Origin of the sequence: Kitasatospora sp. NPDC059327 (assembly GCF_042752535.1) — a bacterium.
Classification (GTDB): Bacteria; Actinomycetota; Actinomycetes; order Streptomycetales; family Streptomycetaceae; genus Kitasatospora.
This window is the reverse complement of sequence record NZ_JBHYYB010000047.1, coordinates 31,647-47,723: the sequence shown is the minus strand read 5'-3', so window position 1 is coordinate 47,723 and position 16,077 is coordinate 31,647. Positions and strand designations below refer to the sequence as shown.

Below are 16,077 nucleotides of genomic sequence, written 5' to 3'. Positions count from 1 at the left end.
GCGGCGACCGCCCAGTGGGCGTCCGGGGCGGTCACCACGAGGTACCCGGCGCCGCCGGGCAGCGAGGCGCTGGTGCACCCGTGGGAGCGGTGGCCGTCGACGCGGGTGGCGGCACCGTCCCTGGTCGGGCCAGTGCACCACGGGAGCGGGCGGGCGGCGGGTGGGCCGCCCGCCCCACTCGTCGGTGCCTACGGCGTCTTGTCCGACTCCCGGATCCGGTGGAGGTGGATCAGGACGTCGAAGGACGTGGCGAGCGCGAGGGTGCCGGGCGGGACGGGCGCCTGGGTGCCGTAACTGCGGGTCGGCCGGGGGACCTTCAGCCAGGCCTTCGCGGCGGCCGGCGCGGTGCGGGTGTCCAGGTAGAAGTCCCGCAGGCGGACCTGGTCGAGGGTGTACTCGTTCAGCCCGGTCCCGGGGGGACCTTCGGTGAACTTCTTCCAGTCGCCGCCGATCGCGGTGTCCTTGGACAGGAACGAGCCCTGGTAGAAGGTGAACCCGATCGGGAGGTAGCCGCGGCCGAACGTCTCGCGCAGGAAGGCCCCCTGGGTCTTCGGGTACAGCCCGGGGTCGCCGGAGGCGTAGGCGACGTGGTCGTTGTGGGCCGACACCAGCACCTTGTGGCCGGTGCGCTTCTGCCACCAGGCGACGTTCTGCGCCATCACCTCGTCGCGGAACCGCTCGAAGCCGGGCAGCGCCTCCCGGTCGTCGGGGTCCGCGGTGAGGAACGCGGTGGTCTGGGCGACGGAGCGGGCGTTCTGCTCGGCCCACTCGAAGGCCTCCCCGCCGGAGCCGCGCAGGCCGCTCACCAGCTCCAGGGCCTGCTGGGCGCGCGCGGCGAGCTGCCGGCGCTCCGCGAGGGGCTTGCGCAGGTAGGCGAAGGCGTCGTCGATCGGGCGCAGGCCGGTGTAGAGCTCGTCGAGCCGCGCGAGGGCCTGCGGGTGGTGCTGCCGGACGTAGTCGGTGATCCGGGCGAAGAAGGCGTCGTCGAGGGAGGGGGCGCCGAGGTCGTCGCCCATGAAGTGCACCGTCCGGCCGGGGTGGCGCCGGTTGTAGTCACGCATCCACTCGATGAGGCTGACGAACTCCTCGCGGTCCCAAGGGGAGTTGGCGAGGGTGGCCTTGGCGACGCTGCGGGCGTCGCCGCCCTTGCCGGTCTGCAGGTAGTCGTCGATCCGGAGGCCCGCGGACCAGCTCAGTTCGAGGGCGAAGGTGGTGAAGCCCTTCTCCTCGACGAGGTAGCGGAACAGCCGCTCCTTCATGGCGAAGAACTCGTGCGAGCCGTGGGTGGCCTCGCCGAGGCCGACCACCCGGGCGTCACCGATCATCGTGCCCAGGGCGCGCAGGTCGGCGGTGTTCCCGCCGGGTTCGGTCGAGCGCAGCGGGTGGGCCGCCCGCTCCAGCGCGCGGACCGGGCTCCGCGGCCCGCCCGTGGCGGTCGCCGTGTCCGTCGTGTCCGCCGGGCCGGCGGGTGCGGCCTGGGCCGCGACGGGGGCGAGCAGCGCCCCCAGGGCGACACCGGCCGTGATCAACAGCCCTCGTCGGCCGACGTGCTTTCGACTGTTCGTCATGTTTCGACCCCTCAATGTCCCTATCGGCGTGTGGAATCGATCATCACCTGCGATTCCATGGTCACGCGCTGCGGGAAGCCTCCGAATTCATCGGGGGGACGCCCCCCGTCGGAACGGTGGCGGGAGGGCAGCCGGAGGGGGCCGGGAAGGGCAGCCGCCGGTGCCCGTCCGGCCGGGCACCGGCGGGCCGTCCGCGCGGGGCACGGCGGGGATGCGGCCGGGATGCGGCGGGGATGCGGCGGGAACCCCGGGCCCCGACGCCCGCCCGGTCCGGTCGGTCGCTCACCGCGTCGGTGTGACGAGTCCCGCCTCGTAGGCGGTGATCACGAGCTGGACCCGGTCCCGGGCGCCCAGCTTGGCGAACAGCCGCGACACGTGCGACTTGGCGGTGGCGACCGTGATGAACAGGTCCTCCGCGATCTCGGCGTTCGAACGGCCGCGCCCGACCAGCGTCAGGACTTCCCGCTCCCGCTCGGTGATGCCCTCGATCGGCCGCGGCGAGCCTCCCGGGACGGCCCCGGAGCCGGCCGCTCCCGGGCGTCCGACGAAGTCGGCGATCAGGCGGCGCGTCACGCCCGGGGCGATCAGCGCGTCGCCGGCCGCGACCACCCGGACCGCCCCGAGGATGTCGTCCAGCGCCATGTCCTTGACCAGGAAGCCGCTCGCACCGGCCCGGAGCGCGTCGTAGACGTGGTCGTCCTCGTCGAAGGTGGTCAGGACGAGGACGCGCGCCGCGGTCGGACCGGCCGTGATCAGACGGGTGGCCTCGATGCCGTCCATCCCGGGCATCCGGATGTCCATCACCACGACGTCCGGGCCCAGTTCGCCGACCAGCCGGACCGCCTCGGCTCCGTCGGCGGCCTCGCCGACGACCGTCAGGTCGGGGTGGTCGGCCATCAGCACACGCAGGCCGGAGCGCAGCAGCGGCTGGTCGTCGACCAGCAGGACGCGGACGGTCATCGGCCCGCCGCCGGCACCGCGACGGGCTCGGGCAGCGGCACCCGCGCCACCACCCGGAAGCCGCCCTCGGGACGCGGCCCGGCGCTCAGTCGGCCGTGCAGCAGGCCGACCCGCTCCCGCATGCCCACCAGCCCGAAGCCGTGGGCCGAGCCGCTCGCGGCGGCGCCCCGTCCGTCGTCGACGATCTCCACCGACAGTTCCTCGTCCCCGAAGTCGACCGACACCCGGCAGTGCCCGGTGCCCGCGTGGCGGACCACGTTGGTCAGCGCCTCCTGGACGATACGGTAGGCGGACAGGTCGATGTCGGCCGGCAGCGGGCGCCGCTCCCCGCCGATGCGCAGGTCGACGTGCACGCCCGCGTCCGCGGTCGCCGCCGCCAGCCGTTCGAGGTCCGCCAGACCCGGCGCGGGCGCGCGCGGTGCCCGCGTCGAGTCGGCCGCCCCCGGGTCGGCCTGACGGAGCGCCACCAGCGTTCGCCGCAGGCCCGCCAGCGTCTCCCGGCTGGTGGCCTCGATGGCCCGCAGGGCCTCCCGGGCCTCGGCGGGCTGGGTCTCGATCACCCGGCTCCCCATGCCGGCCTGGACGGCGATGATGCCGATGCTGTGCGCGACCATGTCGTGCAACTCCCTGGCGATCCGCACCCGTTCGGCGGTCACGGCCTCGGCCACCTCCTGCGAGCGCAGCGCCACCGCGTGCTCGCGGCGCTCGCGGCTCAGCAGGCCGACCATGCAGGCGGCGGCCATCGCGAGGAGGGCGATCACGGCGTTGACGGTCAGGCCGTCCCCGTGCGCGAAGCCGCCGACCATCAGGAGCTGGGCGACGAAGGACACGGCGACGGCGACGCCCGAGGTCCGCCGGGCGGCGGTGGCGACGATGAAGGCCAGCAGGGCGTCCATCGCCAGGAAGGAGAGGAACTGGCTCTGGTAGGACGCCGACAGCGGCGCCCCGAGGGTGCCCGGCGTGCCGACCACCACGAGGGCGGACCCGAGGTGGGCCGTCACCAGGGTCAGCAGCGGCCACCGGCGGAGCAGGCCGACGAGCAGGGTCACCGACAGCATGGCCCCGATGCCGTGGACGGTGCCCGAGGCCCGCGGCGCGCCCCCCACCAGCAGACCGACCGCCAGGAGGTACAGCACGGCCCCGCCCCAGGCCGTGGCCTGCGTTCCCGGGAGCGGGATCCCGGCCCTCCGCGAGGGCGGGGACGAGGGGAGACCCGCAGGTGGCGGGGCGGTGGTCGCTGTGATGTCCATGCCGCGAGGCTAGCCAGCCGCCGCCCGCGCGACATCGGCCCGGGGGTGTACGCCCCCGGGCCGATCGCGGCACGCGAGGTGCCGCCCACGGCCCGATGCCCGGACGGGGGGAGTCCCGGCAGGGTTGCCGTCGTGATCGAAGTCAACGAACTCACCAAGCGCTACGGCCGCAGGACGGCCGTCGACCACGTGTCCTTCACCGTGCGGCCGGGCCAGGTCACCGGCTTCCTCGGCCCCAACGGCGCCGGCAAGTCCACCACCCTGCGGATGATCCTCGGGCTGGACACGCCCACCGCCGGGACCGCCACCGTCGGCGGCGTCCCCTTCCACCGTCACTCACGCGGACTGCGGCACGTCGGGGCCCTCCTCGACGCCGGACAGGTCCACGGCGGACGCAGCGCCGCGGCCCACCTGTCCGCCCTGGCCCGCAGTAACGGCATCCCGCCGCGCCGGGTCGACGAGGTGCTCCAGGAGGTGGGGCTGGCCGAGGTGGCGAAGCGTCGCGTCGGCGGATTCTCCCTCGGCATGAAGCAGCGGCTGGGCATCGCCACCGCCCTGCTCGGCGACCCGCCGGTGCTCATGTTCGACGAGCCGATCAACGGCATGGACCCGGAGGGTGTGCTCTGGGTGCGCCGGCTCTTCCGCCGTCTGGCCGCCGAGGGGCGCACGGTCTTCCTCTCCAGCCATCTGATGTCGGAGATGGAGAACACCGCCGACCAACTGGTCGTCATCGGCCGCGGCCGCCTCATCGCCGCCGAGTCGGTGCGGGACTTCGCGGCCCGCGGCAACCGTGGCAGTGTCGTGGTCGGGACTCCGCAGGCCGCCGAGCTGGTGGCCGTGCTGACCGCGGCGGGCGCCGCGGTCGAGCCGGAGGGTTCGGCGGGGGCCGAGAAGCTCACCGTGACCGGGCTCCCGGCCGACCGGATCGGAGCGCTCGCCTTCGAGCACGGCATCCGGCTGGACGAACTGACCACCCGGACCGCCTCGCTGGAGGCGGCCTTCATGGAACTCACCGCCGACAGCACCGAATACCTGGCAGGACAGCTCTGATGACCACGCTCGCCCCCGTTCACCGGACCACCCCGGCCGCCCGCTTCGACGATCTCGCTGCCGCCGAGTGGATCAAGACACGGTCGCTGCGTTCCACCCCGTGGGTGATCGGACTCACCGTCCTGTTCGTCATCGGGTCCGCCGCTGCGGCCGCCCTGGCGGACAAGGAAGCGGGGTCCGGCGCCGACTTCCTGGCCTACGACGCCTACCCGCCCGCCGGCTACTGGACGTTGATCCTCGTCGCCGCCACCATGGGCGCCCTCACCGTGGTGAGCGAGTACGGCAGCGGGCTGATCCGCACCACCACGGCGGCCGTTCCGGCCCGCGGCTCGGTCGTGCTGGCCAAGGCGGCCGTCACCGCCGCGCTGTGGACCGTGGTCGGCACGGTCGCGGCCCTCGGGTCCTTCCTGGTCTCCCAGGCCGTCCTGGACGGGCGCCACGCCGGCGTTCCGATCACCCATCCCGGGGTGTTCCGGGCGCTGGCGGCGTCCGCCTTGCTGGCTCCGGTCTGCGCCGTGGTCGGCCTGGGGCTCGGTGTGCTGCTCCGGCACGCCGCCGGGACGGTGGTCACCGGCGTCTTCGTCCTGCTGATGCTGCCCACCATGTTCTCGGAGAGCAACCGCTGGTCGGCGGACCTCAAGCACGCGCTGGTGTCGTCCGCCTGGCACCGCCTGGTCCAGTCCTGGGAGCCGGATCCCGACTCGCTCGCGTACACCGCGACCGTGCCCGGCTGCTGGCTCGTGTACGCGCTCTGGCCGCTGGTCACGATCGCGCTCGCCGTACTCGTGGTCCGGCGCCGGGATGTGTGAACGGGTCTTCGGGGCGGGTGCGAGGCGCGGTAGGGGTGCCGGCGCGGGTCGTGCGGGTGGGCGAAAATTGACCCACGAAACTGATAGTCAAATGCACCGTTGAGTCGGTCTCTTGGCCTCCTAGAGTGGTGGACACAAGGCCACGGCGAGAGACCGGGGGCCACCGCTCGACGAGGAGTCACCACGATGAACACCGCCACCCAGAAGCCGGTCCTGACCCGTGCCGCCACCGCCGAGACCACCAGCGACCCGAGCAGCGTGATGACCCTGCTGGCCGACTGCGGCACCGACGGCAGCCCGATCACCAGCTACCGCTCGACCTTCGCCAAGGGCGCCGTCGGGGCTCCGGCCCACTTCCACACCCGGGCCTCGGAGCTGTTCTTCGTGATCGGCGGCGAGCTTCAGGTGCTGGTCGGGGACAAGGTCGAGGTCCTCGGAGCGGGCGACTTCCTGCTCGTCCCGCCGCACACCCCGCACGCCTTCGCCGCCGCACCCGGCTCCGAGGCCGACGTGCTCTTCGTCTTCACGCCCGGCATGCCCCGCTTCGACTACCTGCGCCTGCTCGGCCGGGTGATGCGCGGCGAGGCGAGCCCGCAGGAGATCAAGGACTCCTCGGAGCTGTACGACAACCACTACGTCGACAGCCCGCGGTGGCGCGCCGCGCTGGAGACGGCCGCCGCGCAGAAGTAGGGGCGGGTGACGTCGGTCCGGGGAGCGGGTTCCGTGGCGGGTCGGCCCGGAGCGGAGCGGTCAGGGGTGGGCCGGTCAGGGGTGGGCCGGTCAGGAGCGGGCGAAGACCGCGCTGGCGAGCACGACGTGCACGGCGGTGCCGCCCAGGATGCTCAGCACGGCGTTGCGCCGCCACAGGTGCAGGCCCAGTGTGGCGGCCAGGGCGAGGGCGGTGGGCGCGGTGCGGAACGGATCGGCGAGGGGGAGTTCGCGCAGCGAGTAGACGGTCAGGATCACCATCACGCCGACCGGCATGCGCACGCTCAGGTAGTGGAGCACGGCACTGGCCCGCAGCGGGGCGAGCGCGGCGAAGGGCAGTGCGCGCAGCCCCCAGGTGACGGCGGTCGAGACGCCGATGGCCGCGAGCAGGTAGGGCGTGTCAGGCACGGGACGGCTCCTTCCCGGCGGGCGTGCCGTGCCGCGCGAGGGCGTACCGGGCCAGCAGGGCCGCGGTGAACAGGCCGGTGGCGGCGAGCAGCAGTTGGCCGGGGAGGACGAAACGCGCGGTGAGCGCGCAGACCAGGGCCAGCACCGGAGTGGGGATGTCACGCCGCGCGCGGTAGGCGTCGATCGTCAGGACGACGAACAGGGCGGTCAGCGCGAAGTCCAGACCGACCAGCCGCGCGGGCACCAGCGCCCCGAACAGCGCGCCGGCGGTGCCGCCGGCCACCCAGTAGGCCTGGCAGAGCACTTGGAGCCAGATGATCCGCCGGCCGCTCCAGGACCGGGCGTCGGCGCCGGTGGTCAGCGCGTAGGCCTCGTCCGTCATCCCGAAGGTGCTGTACGCCTTGCCGAGCCCGCTCCGCACCCGGTGCAGGGGGAAGGACAGCGCGTAGAACACGTGTCGGAAGTTGACCAGGAAGGCGGTGAGCGCGATCTGCGCGAGCGGGGCCACGGCGACGACGAGCCCGAGCAGCAGGAACTCCAGCGACCCGGCGTAGACCAGGGCCGTGAAGGCGGTGGCCCACCACCACTGGAGACCGGCGTGGGCGACGAGCACGCCGAAGGCGATGCCGAGCGGGACGAGGGCCAGGCCCACCGAGCTGGAATCCCTCGCCGCCGCGACCAGGTCGGCCCGAGCGGAGGGTGTGGAGGGTGCGGTCGCGGGGGTGGGTGGGGGAGGTGAGCCGGGGCGCGCGAGCGTTCCGGCGGACGGGGAATCCATACCAGAAATTCTAGGACGAATTCACGGTAATATGGTTTCCAATCATTGCCCTGGAGTCGCCCTATGAGCAACAAAGACGTGCTGGACGGCATCGATCGTGACATTTTGTTCCACCTGAGTCAGGACGGCCGGCTGACCAATGTGGAGCTGGCCAGGCGGGTCGGCCTCACGCCGCCGCCCTGCCTGCGCCGGGTGAAGCGCCTGGAGGACGCGGGCATCATCGCCGGCTACCGGGCCCGCATCGACCCGGCGGCCGCCGGTCGCGGCTTCGAGGTGGTGGTCGCGGTCGAGATCGGCGTCAACGACCTCCAGACGGTGGAGGAGTTCGAGACGACGGTGGCCTCCTATCCGGAGGTGGTCGAATTCCGCCGGCTCTTCGGCCGCCCCGACTACTTCGTCCGCGTCGCGGTGGTGGACCACGCCGCCTACGAGACCTTCCTCACCGGCCGGCTGATGGGACTGCCGGCCGTCACGCGGGTGGACTCCCACCTGACCATGAAGAAGATCAAGGGCGACTGAGGACGCGGGCGGGGTGACGGCCCTCAGCGCCGCCACCCCGTCCGGGACTTTCGTCGGACGGGGTATCGGCGCACCGCGGCCGATCGGTTGAGCCAAACCCCACCTTGGAGGGAATCCGGTGCGAGGAGAGCGACGAGTGCGCCGGGTCGCCGCCGCGGTCAGACGGCGACGACATCCCGCACCCGCCCGAAGGCGGACGCGGTGGCCCCGGGCGCGGGAGCGATCAGCGCCCGGACGAACTCGCCGATGCCGCCCGCCCGTGGGCCGCGACCCCGGCGCTCCGCAGGCCCGTTGACGAGAAGGAGGCCACCCGGCGCGCTCCGTCACCGTCACCGATCTCGACCGCGGCCACCTCGACGAGGACGGCGCGGAGCACGGCCGCCTCTCGGGCGGGCTGGGTGACCGGGTCGTGGAGCACCTCGTCCGGCGTCCGCGGCCTGCGCCTCAACCTGGTGCGGAGCACCCCCGCCAATGGGCTACGATTTACCTCATCACCCAGATGCGCGGGTGGCGGAATAGGCAGACGCGCTGGATTCAGGTTCCAGTGCCCGAAAGGGCGTGGGGGTTCAACTCCCCCCTCGCGCACATGTGGTCTTCGGACCGGATGAGGCCGGTCGGACCGACAGAACGTCGGCCCGACCGGCCTCTTCGCTGTCCGGGAACGGGCAGCGCGCGGGGACGGGGTCGGCTCAGGGGCCGCTGTCGCGGTAGCTACGCGGCTCCGGCCGACCTGGCGGTGAACGGTCCGACACGTCCGGATCGAGCAGGATTCGAGAAGCGCGGCTCACGGAGTCGCGTCTAGCCTGCCGACCCATGGACATCACCATTCACACGACCGTTCTCCCGCACGACGACCCGGACGCGTCGGTCGCCTTCTACCGCGACGTCCTCGGTTTCGAGGTCCGCAGCGATGTGGGGCAGGGCCGGATGCGGTGGATCACGGTCGGCCCGGCCGGTCAGCCCGGCACGTCGATCCTGCTGGCGCCGCCCGCCGTCGATCCCGGGATCACCGAGGACGAGCGGCGCACGATCGCCGAGATGATGGCCAAGGGCACCTACGGCTGGATCCTGCTGGCCACTTCGGACCTCGACGCCACCTTCGAGAAGGTGCAGGCCGGTGACACCGAGGTGGTCCAGGAGCCGACCGACCAGCCGTACGGCGTCCGCGACTGCGCCTTCCGCGACCCCGCGGGCAACCTGGTCCGGATCCAGCAGGTGCGCTGAGTCCGGCGGGCCGGCAACCCGCACCGCCGAGCGGCCGGGGTGCCCACCGAGGCGGCACCCCGGCCGCTCGCATCTGTCGAGGGCACCACGAAGACGAACGATCAAGGGGAGGGTTCTCATGTGCAGGCCCGAATGGCGGCGTGCCCGTGTCCAGGCGTTGCGCCTGGCCGAATTCGCGCGGCTGCGCCGCGTCCGCGACCGGATCGACCGGGAGTACGCGCAACCGCTGAACGTGGAGGCGCTCGCCCGCGACGCGCACATGCCCGCCGGGCATCTGAGCCGGCGGTTCCGGGCGGCCTACGGTGAGTCCCCGTACGCGTATCTGATGACGCGTCGGGTCGAGCGGGCGACGGCGCTGCTGCGGCGGGGCGACCTCAGTGTCTCCGAGGTCTGCTTCGCGGTCGGCGGCGCGTCGCCGGCCACGTTCACCACCCGTTTCACCGAGCTGGTCGGCCTGTCGCCCGGGGCTTTCCGGCGCCGGGCGGTGGACGCGGCCGCCGCTGATGCCGACGCCGACGCCGACGCCGACGCCGATGCCGATGCCGCGGGTGCGGCCTTCGATCCGGGCTGGGCCGCCGGGCTGGAGGGGATGCCGGGGTGCGTCGCGAAGCAGGTCGCGCGAACGGTCAGGAATCGAGAAGCCCCGGCCGCACCCCAGCCCCTAGCGTGATGGTCATGGCAACCACCGCTTTCACCGCAGCCCGCACGTCCCTCGCGTCCGTCACCCTTGAGGTGGCCGACCCCGAGGCCGCCCAGGGCTTCTACACCGCCTTCGGCGTGGCCGCGCACATCCGCCTGCGGGCGTCCGACGCCCTCTCCACCGGGTTCCGCGGCTTCACCCTGGCCCTCACGGTGTCCGGCCCGGCCACCGTCGACGGCTTCGTCGCAGCGGCGGTGGAGGCGGGCGCCACGGTGCTGAAGCCCGCCGCGAAGTCGCTGTGGGGCTACAGCGGCGTCGTCCGGGCGCCGGACGGGACGATCTGGAAGATCGCGACCTCGGCGAAGAAGGACACCGGCCCCGCCACCCGCGAGTTCGACGAGCTGGTCCTGCTGATCGGCGTCGAGGACGTGAAGGCCACCCGGCAGTTCTACGTCGGCCGGGGCCTGACCGTGGCCAAGAGCTTCGGCGGCAAGTACGCCGAGTTCGCCCCCGGCACCTCCGGCCCCGTCAAGCTGGCGCTGTACAAGCGCCGCGCCCTGGCCAAGGACCTCGGCGTCCCCGTGGACGGCACCGGCTCGCACCGCATCGCCCTCGGCGGCACCGGCGACACCTTCACCGACCCGGACGGCTTCGCCTGGGAAGCCGCGGAGTAGTCCGCTCCCACGCCGCCCCGCCCCCCACGCCGCCCCGCCCCCCACGCCGCCCCGACTCCCGCCCGACCCCCAGCGTTTCGTACGAGAGGAAGCCCATCATGCCGTCCACGAAGTCACCCGCCGAGAAGTACGAGGGATTCACCGCCGAGGAGCGGGCCGCGATGAAGGAGCACGCGCGGGAGCAGAAGAGGACGGCGGCGCGGCGCGGTGCGTCGAAGGCGGAGAAGGACGCGGCCGCGGAACAGGACGTGCTCGCGAAGATCGCCGAGATGCCGGAGGCCGACCGGGTCCTGGCCGAGCGGATTCACCGGATCGTCAAGACCGTCGCGCCCGGTCTCGCGCCCAAGCTCTGGTACGGGATGCCCGCGTACGCCAGGGACGGCAAGGTCGTCTGCCACTTCCAGAGCGCGGAGAAGTTCACGTCGCGGTACGCGACGCTCGGGTTCAGCGACCAGGCGGCACTCGACGACGGCGCGATGTGGCCGACCGCCTTCGCCCTGAAGGAGCTGACCGCGGCCGACGAACAGTTCGTCAGCGCGCTCGTGAAGCGGGCGGCGGGTTGAGGCGCGAAAACCCGTGGACGGACCAGTGGCCGGCCGCGTACCGTGTGGCACCACGCCCCGAGACGAACGGAAGGAGGCGAGTGCCGTGCAGTTCACACCTTTCCCGCGCTCCCTCGTCCGCTCTCCCGGCGTGATGCACCAGTTCTGACCGGGAGCGCTCCAAGCAGCCTGTATCCCGGAGGAATCCATGACCGGTCCGGTCATCCGCGCGCTCTCCGCGAGCGACGCCCATCTCTTCGACGCACTCCCCGACCCCCTCGGTGCCCGTGAGGGCCACCGGCTCACCCGGTTCCGCCCCGACTGGAAGCGCGTCGCCCTGCGCGACGGCGAGGTCGTCGCCCGCGGCGCGTGGTGGGGCGGCCCCGACGACGCGGAGCCCATCAACATCAACTGGTTCGACGTGGCCGAGGGCGAGGAGGAGGCCGGGGCCGCGCTCCTGCGCTCCGCCCCCCGGCAGGTCGAACTGGAGATCAACCTGCCCGGCGGCTGGCGGGAGGAGGCCGCCCTGCGCGCCGCCGCCGAGGCCCGTTTCGCCGCCGCACGGGCCGCCGGCTACGAACTCCTGGTGGAACGCCACCTGTACCGCTGGACCCCGGAGCGAGGTCTGCCCGAGCGGCCCGGCCGCCTGCTCTTCGAGGCGGAACCCGACGACGCCGTGTTCTTCGACGCGTTGCGCCGCATCCACTCCGCGACCCTGGACGCCCACGCGCTCAGGGCCGTCGAGGAGGGCGGCCTCGACCAGGCCGCCCAGGAGGAACTCGACTTCTTCCACTGGTGCCCCTCCCCGCGGGAGTGGTGGCGGATCGCGCGCACGCCGGAGGGTGACCTGGCCGGCATCCACATCCCGGCCCACAACCAGTCCGGGCCGATCATCGGCTACATCGGCGTCGTCCCGGAACAGCGCGGTCGCGGCTACGCCTACGACCTCCTCGCCGAGTGCACTCACGATCTCGTCGAGCAGGGCGCGGAGTTCATCGCCGCGGCGACGGACCGGGCCAACGTCCCGATGGCCGCGAACTTCGCCAAGGCGGGCTTCCCCATCACCCGTGAACGCATCGACTTCCACCCGGTGGGCCGAGCGCCCGGCGAGGAGTAGCACGCGGTGAGCGGTCCGGTCCGACGGTTGGCCCGGACCGCTCACCGGTGGTGGGGAGCCGGCGCACCGGCTCCCGCTGCTCAGTCCCTCCCGCGCAGGCCGTCCAGCACCAGGTCGGCCAAGCGCTCCGGCAGGTCCGGCTCGATCGGACGGTGGCCGAGCAGGGCGCGGGTCTGCAACGGGGCGCAGAGCAGTTCCAGTGCCAGGGCCGTGTCGGTGTCCGGGGGGAGCTCCCCGCGTTCGACGGCCCGGCCGATGACGGCGCCGGCCTGATCGAGCCGGGACCGCCAGAAGGCCTGCCAGGCCTCGGCGAGTTCGGGGTCGGCGGCGTCGGAGCTGAGCGCGGCCGCCCGGGCGACGGACCGACCGGTCGGGGTGGCGAGGTACTCGGCCAGCGCGCGGGCGAAGGCGGCCAGGTCGGTGCGGACGGCGCCGGTGTCGGGGACGGGGATGCCCTCGCTGCTCCCGGCCAGCATGGCGTCCAGGACGAGCTTCTCCCGGCTGCCCCAACGCCGGTACACCGTGGTCTCGTTGACTCCCGCGCGGGCCGCGACGGCGGCGATGCCGAGCCGGTCGACGCCCTCCTCGGCCAGCAGTTCCAGGGCGGCGCTCAGCACGGCCTCGCGGACGCGTGCGGCGCGGCCGCCCGGGCGGCGCCGGATCGGCTCCGCCGCTTCCTCGGTCATGTGCCGGTCACCTCGGTCCCACCTTCGGTCGCCATCTTCCGGTCGCCACCTTTCGATCACCGTCGTTCGGCCACCACCTTAACGCAGGGGAGCTTGCGTTAAGCGCTGCCCAGGCGCATAGTCGCTAAGGCAAGAGTTCCGGCTTTAAGCGCAGCAGGAGGCACCACCATGTCCTTCACCTGGCCCCTGGACCCGCGGGACCTGTTCGTCGAGCGATACCCGCAGATGACCCTCGGCCTGCCCGTCGACGAGGTGGACGCGGTCCGCGCCGCCGTCACCGAGATGTGGCCCGACCGGCCCGGCGGCTGGGTGCACGAGTGGTCCGCCCTCGCCGCCCGGCACGCCGGGGCGGGGCAGCACCGGCTGGCCGCGCAGGCCTACGGCTGGGCCAAGTTCCCCTCGCTGGCCGACGAGCCCAAGCGCACCGCGCTCGCCCGCCAGGTCGAGCAGTACGTCCTCGCGGCCCCCGGTTTCCCGGTGGAGTTCGAGCGCCGCACGCTCACCGTCCCCTACCGCGGTGGCGGGGCCACCCTGCCGATCCACCTGATGGCCGCCCCCGGCCTGCCCGCCGACGCGCCGGTGGTGCTGGCCAGCGGCGGGGTGGACTCCTGGAAGACCGACCTGCACGGGATGTGGGAGCAGCTCGCGCTCACCCTGCCCGCCCGGCTGCTGCTGTTCGACCTCGCCGGCACCGGCGAGACCGCCCACCTGCCGATGACCCCGGACGGCGGGGCCGAGGTGGTCGCCGGACTGGTCGCCTTCGCCCGCACGCTCGGCAACCGGAAGGTCGGCCACTTCGGCATCTCGATGGGCGGCTACTACTCCGCCCGGACCGGGCTGACCGGCGCGGTGGACGCCTCCGTGGTGCTCGGCGGTCCGGTGGAGCGCTCCTTCGCGCCGGGCCGCGGCTTCGCCTTCGGCATGGACGGCATCGTCGGCAACGCCCTGGGCTTCGGGGCCATGCCGAGCACGGCCGAGCGCGAGGCGGCGTTCGCGGCCTTCGACCTGCGCGCGCTGCTGGACCAGGACGCCAACGGCCCGATGCTGGTGGTCAACGGCACCGAGGACGTCCATGTCCCGCTGGACGACGCCCGGGTGTTCGAGGGCCGCCGGGACACCCGGGTCGCCCTGATCCCGGACACCGGTCACTGCGCCATCTCGCGCTTCGGCGAGGCGATGGCCGTGATCACCCCCTGGCTGGCGGACGCCCTGAGCGGCTGAGCCCCGGTGGGGCGGGACGCCCGATCGCCCCGCACGGGCCGGTGCGGGCGATCGACCGTCCCGCGGTGGGGCCGGCGGTGCCGGTCAGGCGGGCGGCAGGCCGAGCGCGGTGCGGGCTTCGCCGACGAGGCGGAGCGAGCCGAGGACGACGACCAGGCCGCCCGGCCCGGCGAGTTCGCCGGCCCGGCGCAGTGCCGACCGGGTGTCCTCGGCGGTCAGGCAGGGGCCCCGGTCGGTGGGTGCCAGGCGGGCGCGCAGGGCGGCGGGGTCGGCGCACTCGTGGGAGCCGGTGCGGGTCAGGATCAGCGGCCAGTGGGCCGGCAGTGGGGCCAGCATGCCGGGGACGTCCTTGTGCGCGAAGGCGGAGAAGACCAGCACGGGTGGCCGGTCGGGGTGGCCGGCGGCGCGGGCGTGGCGCAGGATCTCCGGGGTGACGGTGGCGACGCCCTGCGGGTTGGTCGCGCCGTCGAGGAGGACGCGGCCGGTCCAGTCGCCCAGCCGGGCCGCCGGGACGAGTTCGAGACGGCCGGGCCAGCGGGTGGCGGCCAGCCGGGTGCGCAGGTCCGCGGCGTCCGGTGCGCGGACGTGGCCGCGGTCGACCATCGCGTCCACCGCGGCGACGGCGACGGCCAGATTGTGGTGCTGGTGCGCCCCGGGCAGTGGGCAGGGCAGGTCGCGGTGCACCGCGCGCGGGGTGGTGACGTCGACCAGCGCGGTCGGGCCGCCGGGACCGTCGACGGTGCGGGCGGTGTAGTGGATCTCGCGGTCCATCCGCCACACGGACAGCCCGGTCCGCCGGTCGAGGACCCGGCCCGCGGCGGCGGCCGCCTCGGGGTCGAGCCGGCCCAGGACCACGTGGTCCCCGTCCCGCACGGCTTCGACCTTGGCCCGGGTGATCTCGGCCAGGGTGTCCCCGAGCAGGCCGACGTGGTCGAGCCCGATGCCGGTGACGACCTTCACGTCCAGGTCCAGTTCCCTGGCCGCGGCCCTGCTCCCGCCGATGCTCGCCTCGGCCACCGCCAGACGGACCCCCGCGTTCCGGAAGTGCACGGCGGCGGTCGCCGCGTAGAGGCCCGTGGCCATGACGGGCAGGTCGTCCCGCTCGGCGGCCCGGTGCACCTCGGCGAAGGCCGCGGCGTACTCGGCGCGCGTGACGGGGACCCCGTCGACCCGGATCCGCTCCCGGGGCTCCTGGAGGTGCGGGCTGGGCATGCTGCCCGCCCGCGCGCCGGTGGCGGCCACCGCCGACACCGCGAACGCGCAGGTCGACCCCTTGCCGTTGGTCCCGACCACCAGCATCCCGCGCAGCTCCCGCTCGGGATGCCCCAGCGCGGCCAGCAGCCGGGGGACGTTCGCGTGCCGCGCCTCCCGGAGCGGCCAGTCGACGTGTCCGTGCAGTTCTTCGAGGATGTCCACGCACTCCTGGTAGTCCATTCCCCGATCATGCCCGAACGGACCGTCAGATCCACTGCGGTGCAGGAACCTTGACGCCTCGGGCCGCCCCGGCTGCCGCGTGGGGCGGCGCGCCTCCCGGAGCTCGTGGTGGACGGCCCGGGCGTCCGCCACCGGGCCCGGCCTGGTAGGGATCGTCCAGCAGCGGTTCGGGGAGCCAGGGGCCCACGTAGGCCTCCCGTCGCACCCGGGCGGAGCGCGGCGCGTCGATCGAGATCCGGGTCACCGCGGCCGACAGGAAGGCCTTGGTCGAGGCGGGCCGGGTCGCCGAGCGGTCGAAGCGCAGCCAGGTCTCCCGCACCGCGTCCTCGGCCTCGCTCACGCTGCCCGGCACGCGGTACGCGATCGAGAACAGCGGTGGCCGCAGCTCCTCGAACTCCTCGACCTTGCTCACGACGAATCCCCTTCCCCTGTCGTCCTCCCGCCGGGCCGCCACCAGGTTCGGTCGCGCCGAGGTCTCACCCGCGGCGG

At 73.7% G+C, this 16,077-nt stretch carries 18 protein-coding genes, 1 tRNA gene and 1 pseudogene; 11 read left to right on the top strand and 9 right to left on the bottom strand.

The window, feature by feature from the left end:
• Positions 1-188: 188 nt before the first annotated feature.
• The 3 genes from ACFXHB_RS26110 to ACFXHB_RS26100 form a co-directional block, all read right to left on the bottom strand.
• The gene (locus ACFXHB_RS26110) at positions 189-1,568 is read right to left on the bottom strand and encodes an erythromycin esterase family protein (protein WP_380577058.1); all 1,380 of its coding nucleotides are present in this window, start codon (positions 1,566-1,568) and stop codon (positions 189-191) included.
• A gap of 282 nt (positions 1,569-1,850) precedes the next feature.
• The gene (locus ACFXHB_RS26105; RefSeq protein ID WP_380577057.1) at positions 1,851-2,528 is read right to left on the bottom strand and encodes a response regulator; all 678 of its coding nucleotides are present in this window, start codon (positions 2,526-2,528) and stop codon (positions 1,851-1,853) included.
• A complete protein-coding gene (locus tag ACFXHB_RS26100; RefSeq protein WP_380577056.1) occupies positions 2,525-3,778 on the bottom strand; it encodes a sensor histidine kinase in 1,254 nt (417 codons plus the stop codon). Before ACFXHB_RS26100 ends, ACFXHB_RS26105 begins: the two co-directional genes overlap by 4 nt.
• A 132-nt stretch (positions 3,779-3,910) precedes the next feature.
• On the opposite strand from ACFXHB_RS26100, the gene ACFXHB_RS26095 reads away from it, so the two are divergent.
• The 3 genes from ACFXHB_RS26095 (at position 3,911) to ACFXHB_RS26085 (ending at position 6,327) form a co-directional block, all read left to right on the top strand.
• On the top strand, positions 3,911-4,828 hold the full coding sequence (locus ACFXHB_RS26095) for an ATP-binding cassette domain-containing protein (protein WP_380577055.1): 918 nt from the start codon (positions 3,911-3,913) through the stop codon (positions 4,826-4,828).
• Entirely contained in the window at positions 4,828-5,637 is an 810-nt protein-coding gene (locus ACFXHB_RS26090) for an ABC transporter permease (RefSeq protein WP_380577054.1), read from the top strand. Before ACFXHB_RS26095 ends, ACFXHB_RS26090 begins: the two co-directional genes overlap by 1 nt.
• 186 nt (positions 5,638-5,823) lie before the next feature.
• Entirely contained in the window at positions 5,824-6,327 is a 504-nt protein-coding gene (locus ACFXHB_RS26085) for a cupin domain-containing protein (protein WP_380577053.1), read from the top strand.
• Between the two features lie 90 nt (positions 6,328-6,417).
• Here the strand turns inward: ACFXHB_RS26085 and ACFXHB_RS26080 are convergent, their stop codons facing one another.
• Positions 6,418-6,753: a branched-chain amino acid transporter permease gene (locus ACFXHB_RS26080; protein WP_380577052.1), complete on the bottom strand. Its 336-nt coding sequence runs from the start codon at positions 6,751-6,753 to the stop codon at positions 6,418-6,420.
• Positions 6,746-7,531 carry an AzlC family ABC transporter permease gene (locus ACFXHB_RS26075; protein ID WP_380577051.1) on the bottom strand — a complete coding sequence of 262 codons (786 nt, stop codon included), beginning with the start codon at positions 7,529-7,531 and terminating at the stop codon, positions 6,746-6,748. Before ACFXHB_RS26075 ends, ACFXHB_RS26080 begins: the two co-directional genes overlap by 8 nt.
• Positions 7,532-7,594: 63 nt before the next feature.
• Between ACFXHB_RS26075 and ACFXHB_RS26070 the strand changes: the two genes are divergently transcribed.
• Positions 7,595-8,050, top strand: a complete 456-nt coding sequence (locus tag ACFXHB_RS26070; RefSeq protein WP_380577050.1) for an Lrp/AsnC family transcriptional regulator — start codon at positions 7,595-7,597, stop codon at positions 8,048-8,050.
• A gap of 223 nt (positions 8,051-8,273) precedes the next feature.
• Here ACFXHB_RS26070 and ACFXHB_RS26065 read toward each other — a convergent pair whose 3' ends face one another.
• Complete coding sequence (locus ACFXHB_RS26065) at positions 8,274-8,498, bottom strand: hypothetical protein (protein WP_380577049.1); 225 nt, start codon at positions 8,496-8,498, stop codon at positions 8,274-8,276.
• A gap of 53 nt (positions 8,499-8,551) precedes the next feature.
• Between ACFXHB_RS26065 and ACFXHB_RS26060 the strand changes: the two genes are divergently transcribed.
• The 6 genes from ACFXHB_RS26060 to ACFXHB_RS26035 all read left to right on the top strand — a co-directional run bounded on the left by ACFXHB_RS26060 (position 8,552) and on the right by ACFXHB_RS26035 (position 12,247).
• Positions 8,552-8,635: transfer RNA gene (locus ACFXHB_RS26060), tRNA-Leu, on the top strand.
• 228 nt (positions 8,636-8,863) lie between these two features.
• Entirely contained in the window at positions 8,864-9,274 is a 411-nt protein-coding gene (locus ACFXHB_RS26055; protein WP_380577048.1) for a VOC family protein, read from the top strand.
• Positions 9,275-9,392: 118 nt separating this feature from the next.
• The gene (locus ACFXHB_RS26050; protein WP_380577047.1) at positions 9,393-9,944 is read left to right on the top strand and encodes a helix-turn-helix transcriptional regulator; all 552 of its coding nucleotides are present in this window, start codon (positions 9,393-9,395) and stop codon (positions 9,942-9,944) included.
• Positions 9,944-10,588: a glyoxalase gene (locus ACFXHB_RS26045; protein ID WP_380577046.1), complete on the top strand. Its 645-nt coding sequence runs from the start codon at positions 9,944-9,946 to the stop codon at positions 10,586-10,588. Before ACFXHB_RS26050 ends, ACFXHB_RS26045 begins: the two co-directional genes overlap by 1 nt.
• A gap of 98 nt (positions 10,589-10,686) precedes the next feature.
• Entirely contained in the window at positions 10,687-11,151 is a 465-nt protein-coding gene (locus tag ACFXHB_RS26040) for an iron chaperone (protein WP_380577045.1), read from the top strand.
• 187 nt (positions 11,152-11,338) lie between these two features.
• A complete protein-coding gene (locus tag ACFXHB_RS26035; RefSeq protein WP_380577044.1) occupies positions 11,339-12,247 on the top strand; it encodes a GNAT family N-acetyltransferase in 909 nt (302 codons plus the stop codon).
• Between the two features lie 80 nt (positions 12,248-12,327).
• Here ACFXHB_RS26035 and ACFXHB_RS26030 read toward each other — a convergent pair whose 3' ends face one another.
• Positions 12,328-12,933 carry a TetR/AcrR family transcriptional regulator gene (locus tag ACFXHB_RS26030; protein ID WP_380577043.1) on the bottom strand — a complete coding sequence of 202 codons (606 nt, stop codon included), beginning with the start codon at positions 12,931-12,933 and terminating at the stop codon, positions 12,328-12,330.
• A gap of 168 nt (positions 12,934-13,101) precedes the next feature.
• Here ACFXHB_RS26030 and ACFXHB_RS26025 point away from each other — a divergent pair, with 168 nt between their 5' ends.
• The gene (locus ACFXHB_RS26025) at positions 13,102-14,154 is read left to right on the top strand and encodes an alpha/beta hydrolase (protein ID WP_380577042.1); all 1,053 of its coding nucleotides are present in this window, start codon (positions 13,102-13,104) and stop codon (positions 14,152-14,154) included.
• Positions 14,155-14,238: 84 nt separating this feature from the next.
• On the opposite strand, the gene ACFXHB_RS26020 is transcribed toward ACFXHB_RS26025, so the two are convergent.
• Positions 14,239-15,588 (bottom strand): bifunctional folylpolyglutamate synthase/dihydrofolate synthase, encoded by a 1,350-nt coding sequence (locus ACFXHB_RS26020; protein WP_380577041.1) that lies wholly within the window; start codon positions 15,586-15,588, stop codon positions 14,239-14,241.
• A gap of 142 nt (positions 15,589-15,730) precedes the next feature.
• Positions 15,731-16,000 (bottom strand): annotated as a pseudogene (locus tag ACFXHB_RS26015) (sigma factor); the annotation flags it as partial.
• Positions 16,001-16,077: the final 77 nt, after the last annotated feature.

Excerpts from the sequence above, each read along its gene's own strand:
- ACFXHB_RS26110 (WP_380577058.1), bottom strand. The coding sequence starts at position 1,568 with ATGACGAACAGTCGAAAGCACGTCGGCCGACGAGGGCTGTTGATCACG.
- ACFXHB_RS26105 (WP_380577057.1), bottom strand. The coding sequence starts at position 2,528 with ATGACCGTCCGCGTCCTGCTGGTCGACGACCAGCCGCTGCTGCGCTCC.
- ACFXHB_RS26100 (WP_380577056.1), bottom strand. The coding sequence starts at position 3,778 with ATGGACATCACAGCGACCACCGCCCCGCCACCTGCGGGTCTCCCCTCG.
- ACFXHB_RS26090 (WP_380577054.1), top strand. The coding sequence starts at position 4,828 with ATGACCACGCTCGCCCCCGTTCACCGGACCACCCCGGCCGCCCGCTTC.
- ACFXHB_RS26085 (WP_380577053.1), top strand. The coding sequence starts at position 5,824 with ATGAACACCGCCACCCAGAAGCCGGTCCTGACCCGTGCCGCCACCGCC.
- ACFXHB_RS26075 (WP_380577051.1), bottom strand. The coding sequence starts at position 7,531 with ATGGATTCCCCGTCCGCCGGAACGCTCGCGCGCCCCGGCTCACCTCCC.
- ACFXHB_RS26070 (WP_380577050.1), top strand. The coding sequence starts at position 7,595 with ATGAGCAACAAAGACGTGCTGGACGGCATCGATCGTGACATTTTGTTC.
- ACFXHB_RS26055 (WP_380577048.1), top strand. The coding sequence starts at position 8,864 with ATGGACATCACCATTCACACGACCGTTCTCCCGCACGACGACCCGGAC.
- ACFXHB_RS26050 (WP_380577047.1), top strand. The coding sequence starts at position 9,393 with ATGTGCAGGCCCGAATGGCGGCGTGCCCGTGTCCAGGCGTTGCGCCTG.
- ACFXHB_RS26045 (WP_380577046.1), top strand. The coding sequence starts at position 9,944 with ATGGTCATGGCAACCACCGCTTTCACCGCAGCCCGCACGTCCCTCGCG.
- ACFXHB_RS26040 (WP_380577045.1), top strand. The coding sequence starts at position 10,687 with ATGCCGTCCACGAAGTCACCCGCCGAGAAGTACGAGGGATTCACCGCC.
- ACFXHB_RS26035 (WP_380577044.1), top strand. The coding sequence starts at position 11,339 with ATGACCGGTCCGGTCATCCGCGCGCTCTCCGCGAGCGACGCCCATCTC.
- ACFXHB_RS26030 (WP_380577043.1), bottom strand. The coding sequence starts at position 12,933 with ATGACCGAGGAAGCGGCGGAGCCGATCCGGCGCCGCCCGGGCGGCCGC.
- ACFXHB_RS26025 (WP_380577042.1), top strand. The coding sequence starts at position 13,102 with ATGTCCTTCACCTGGCCCCTGGACCCGCGGGACCTGTTCGTCGAGCGA.
- ACFXHB_RS26020 (WP_380577041.1), bottom strand. The coding sequence starts at position 15,588 with ATGGACTACCAGGAGTGCGTGGACATCCTCGAAGAACTGCACGGACAC.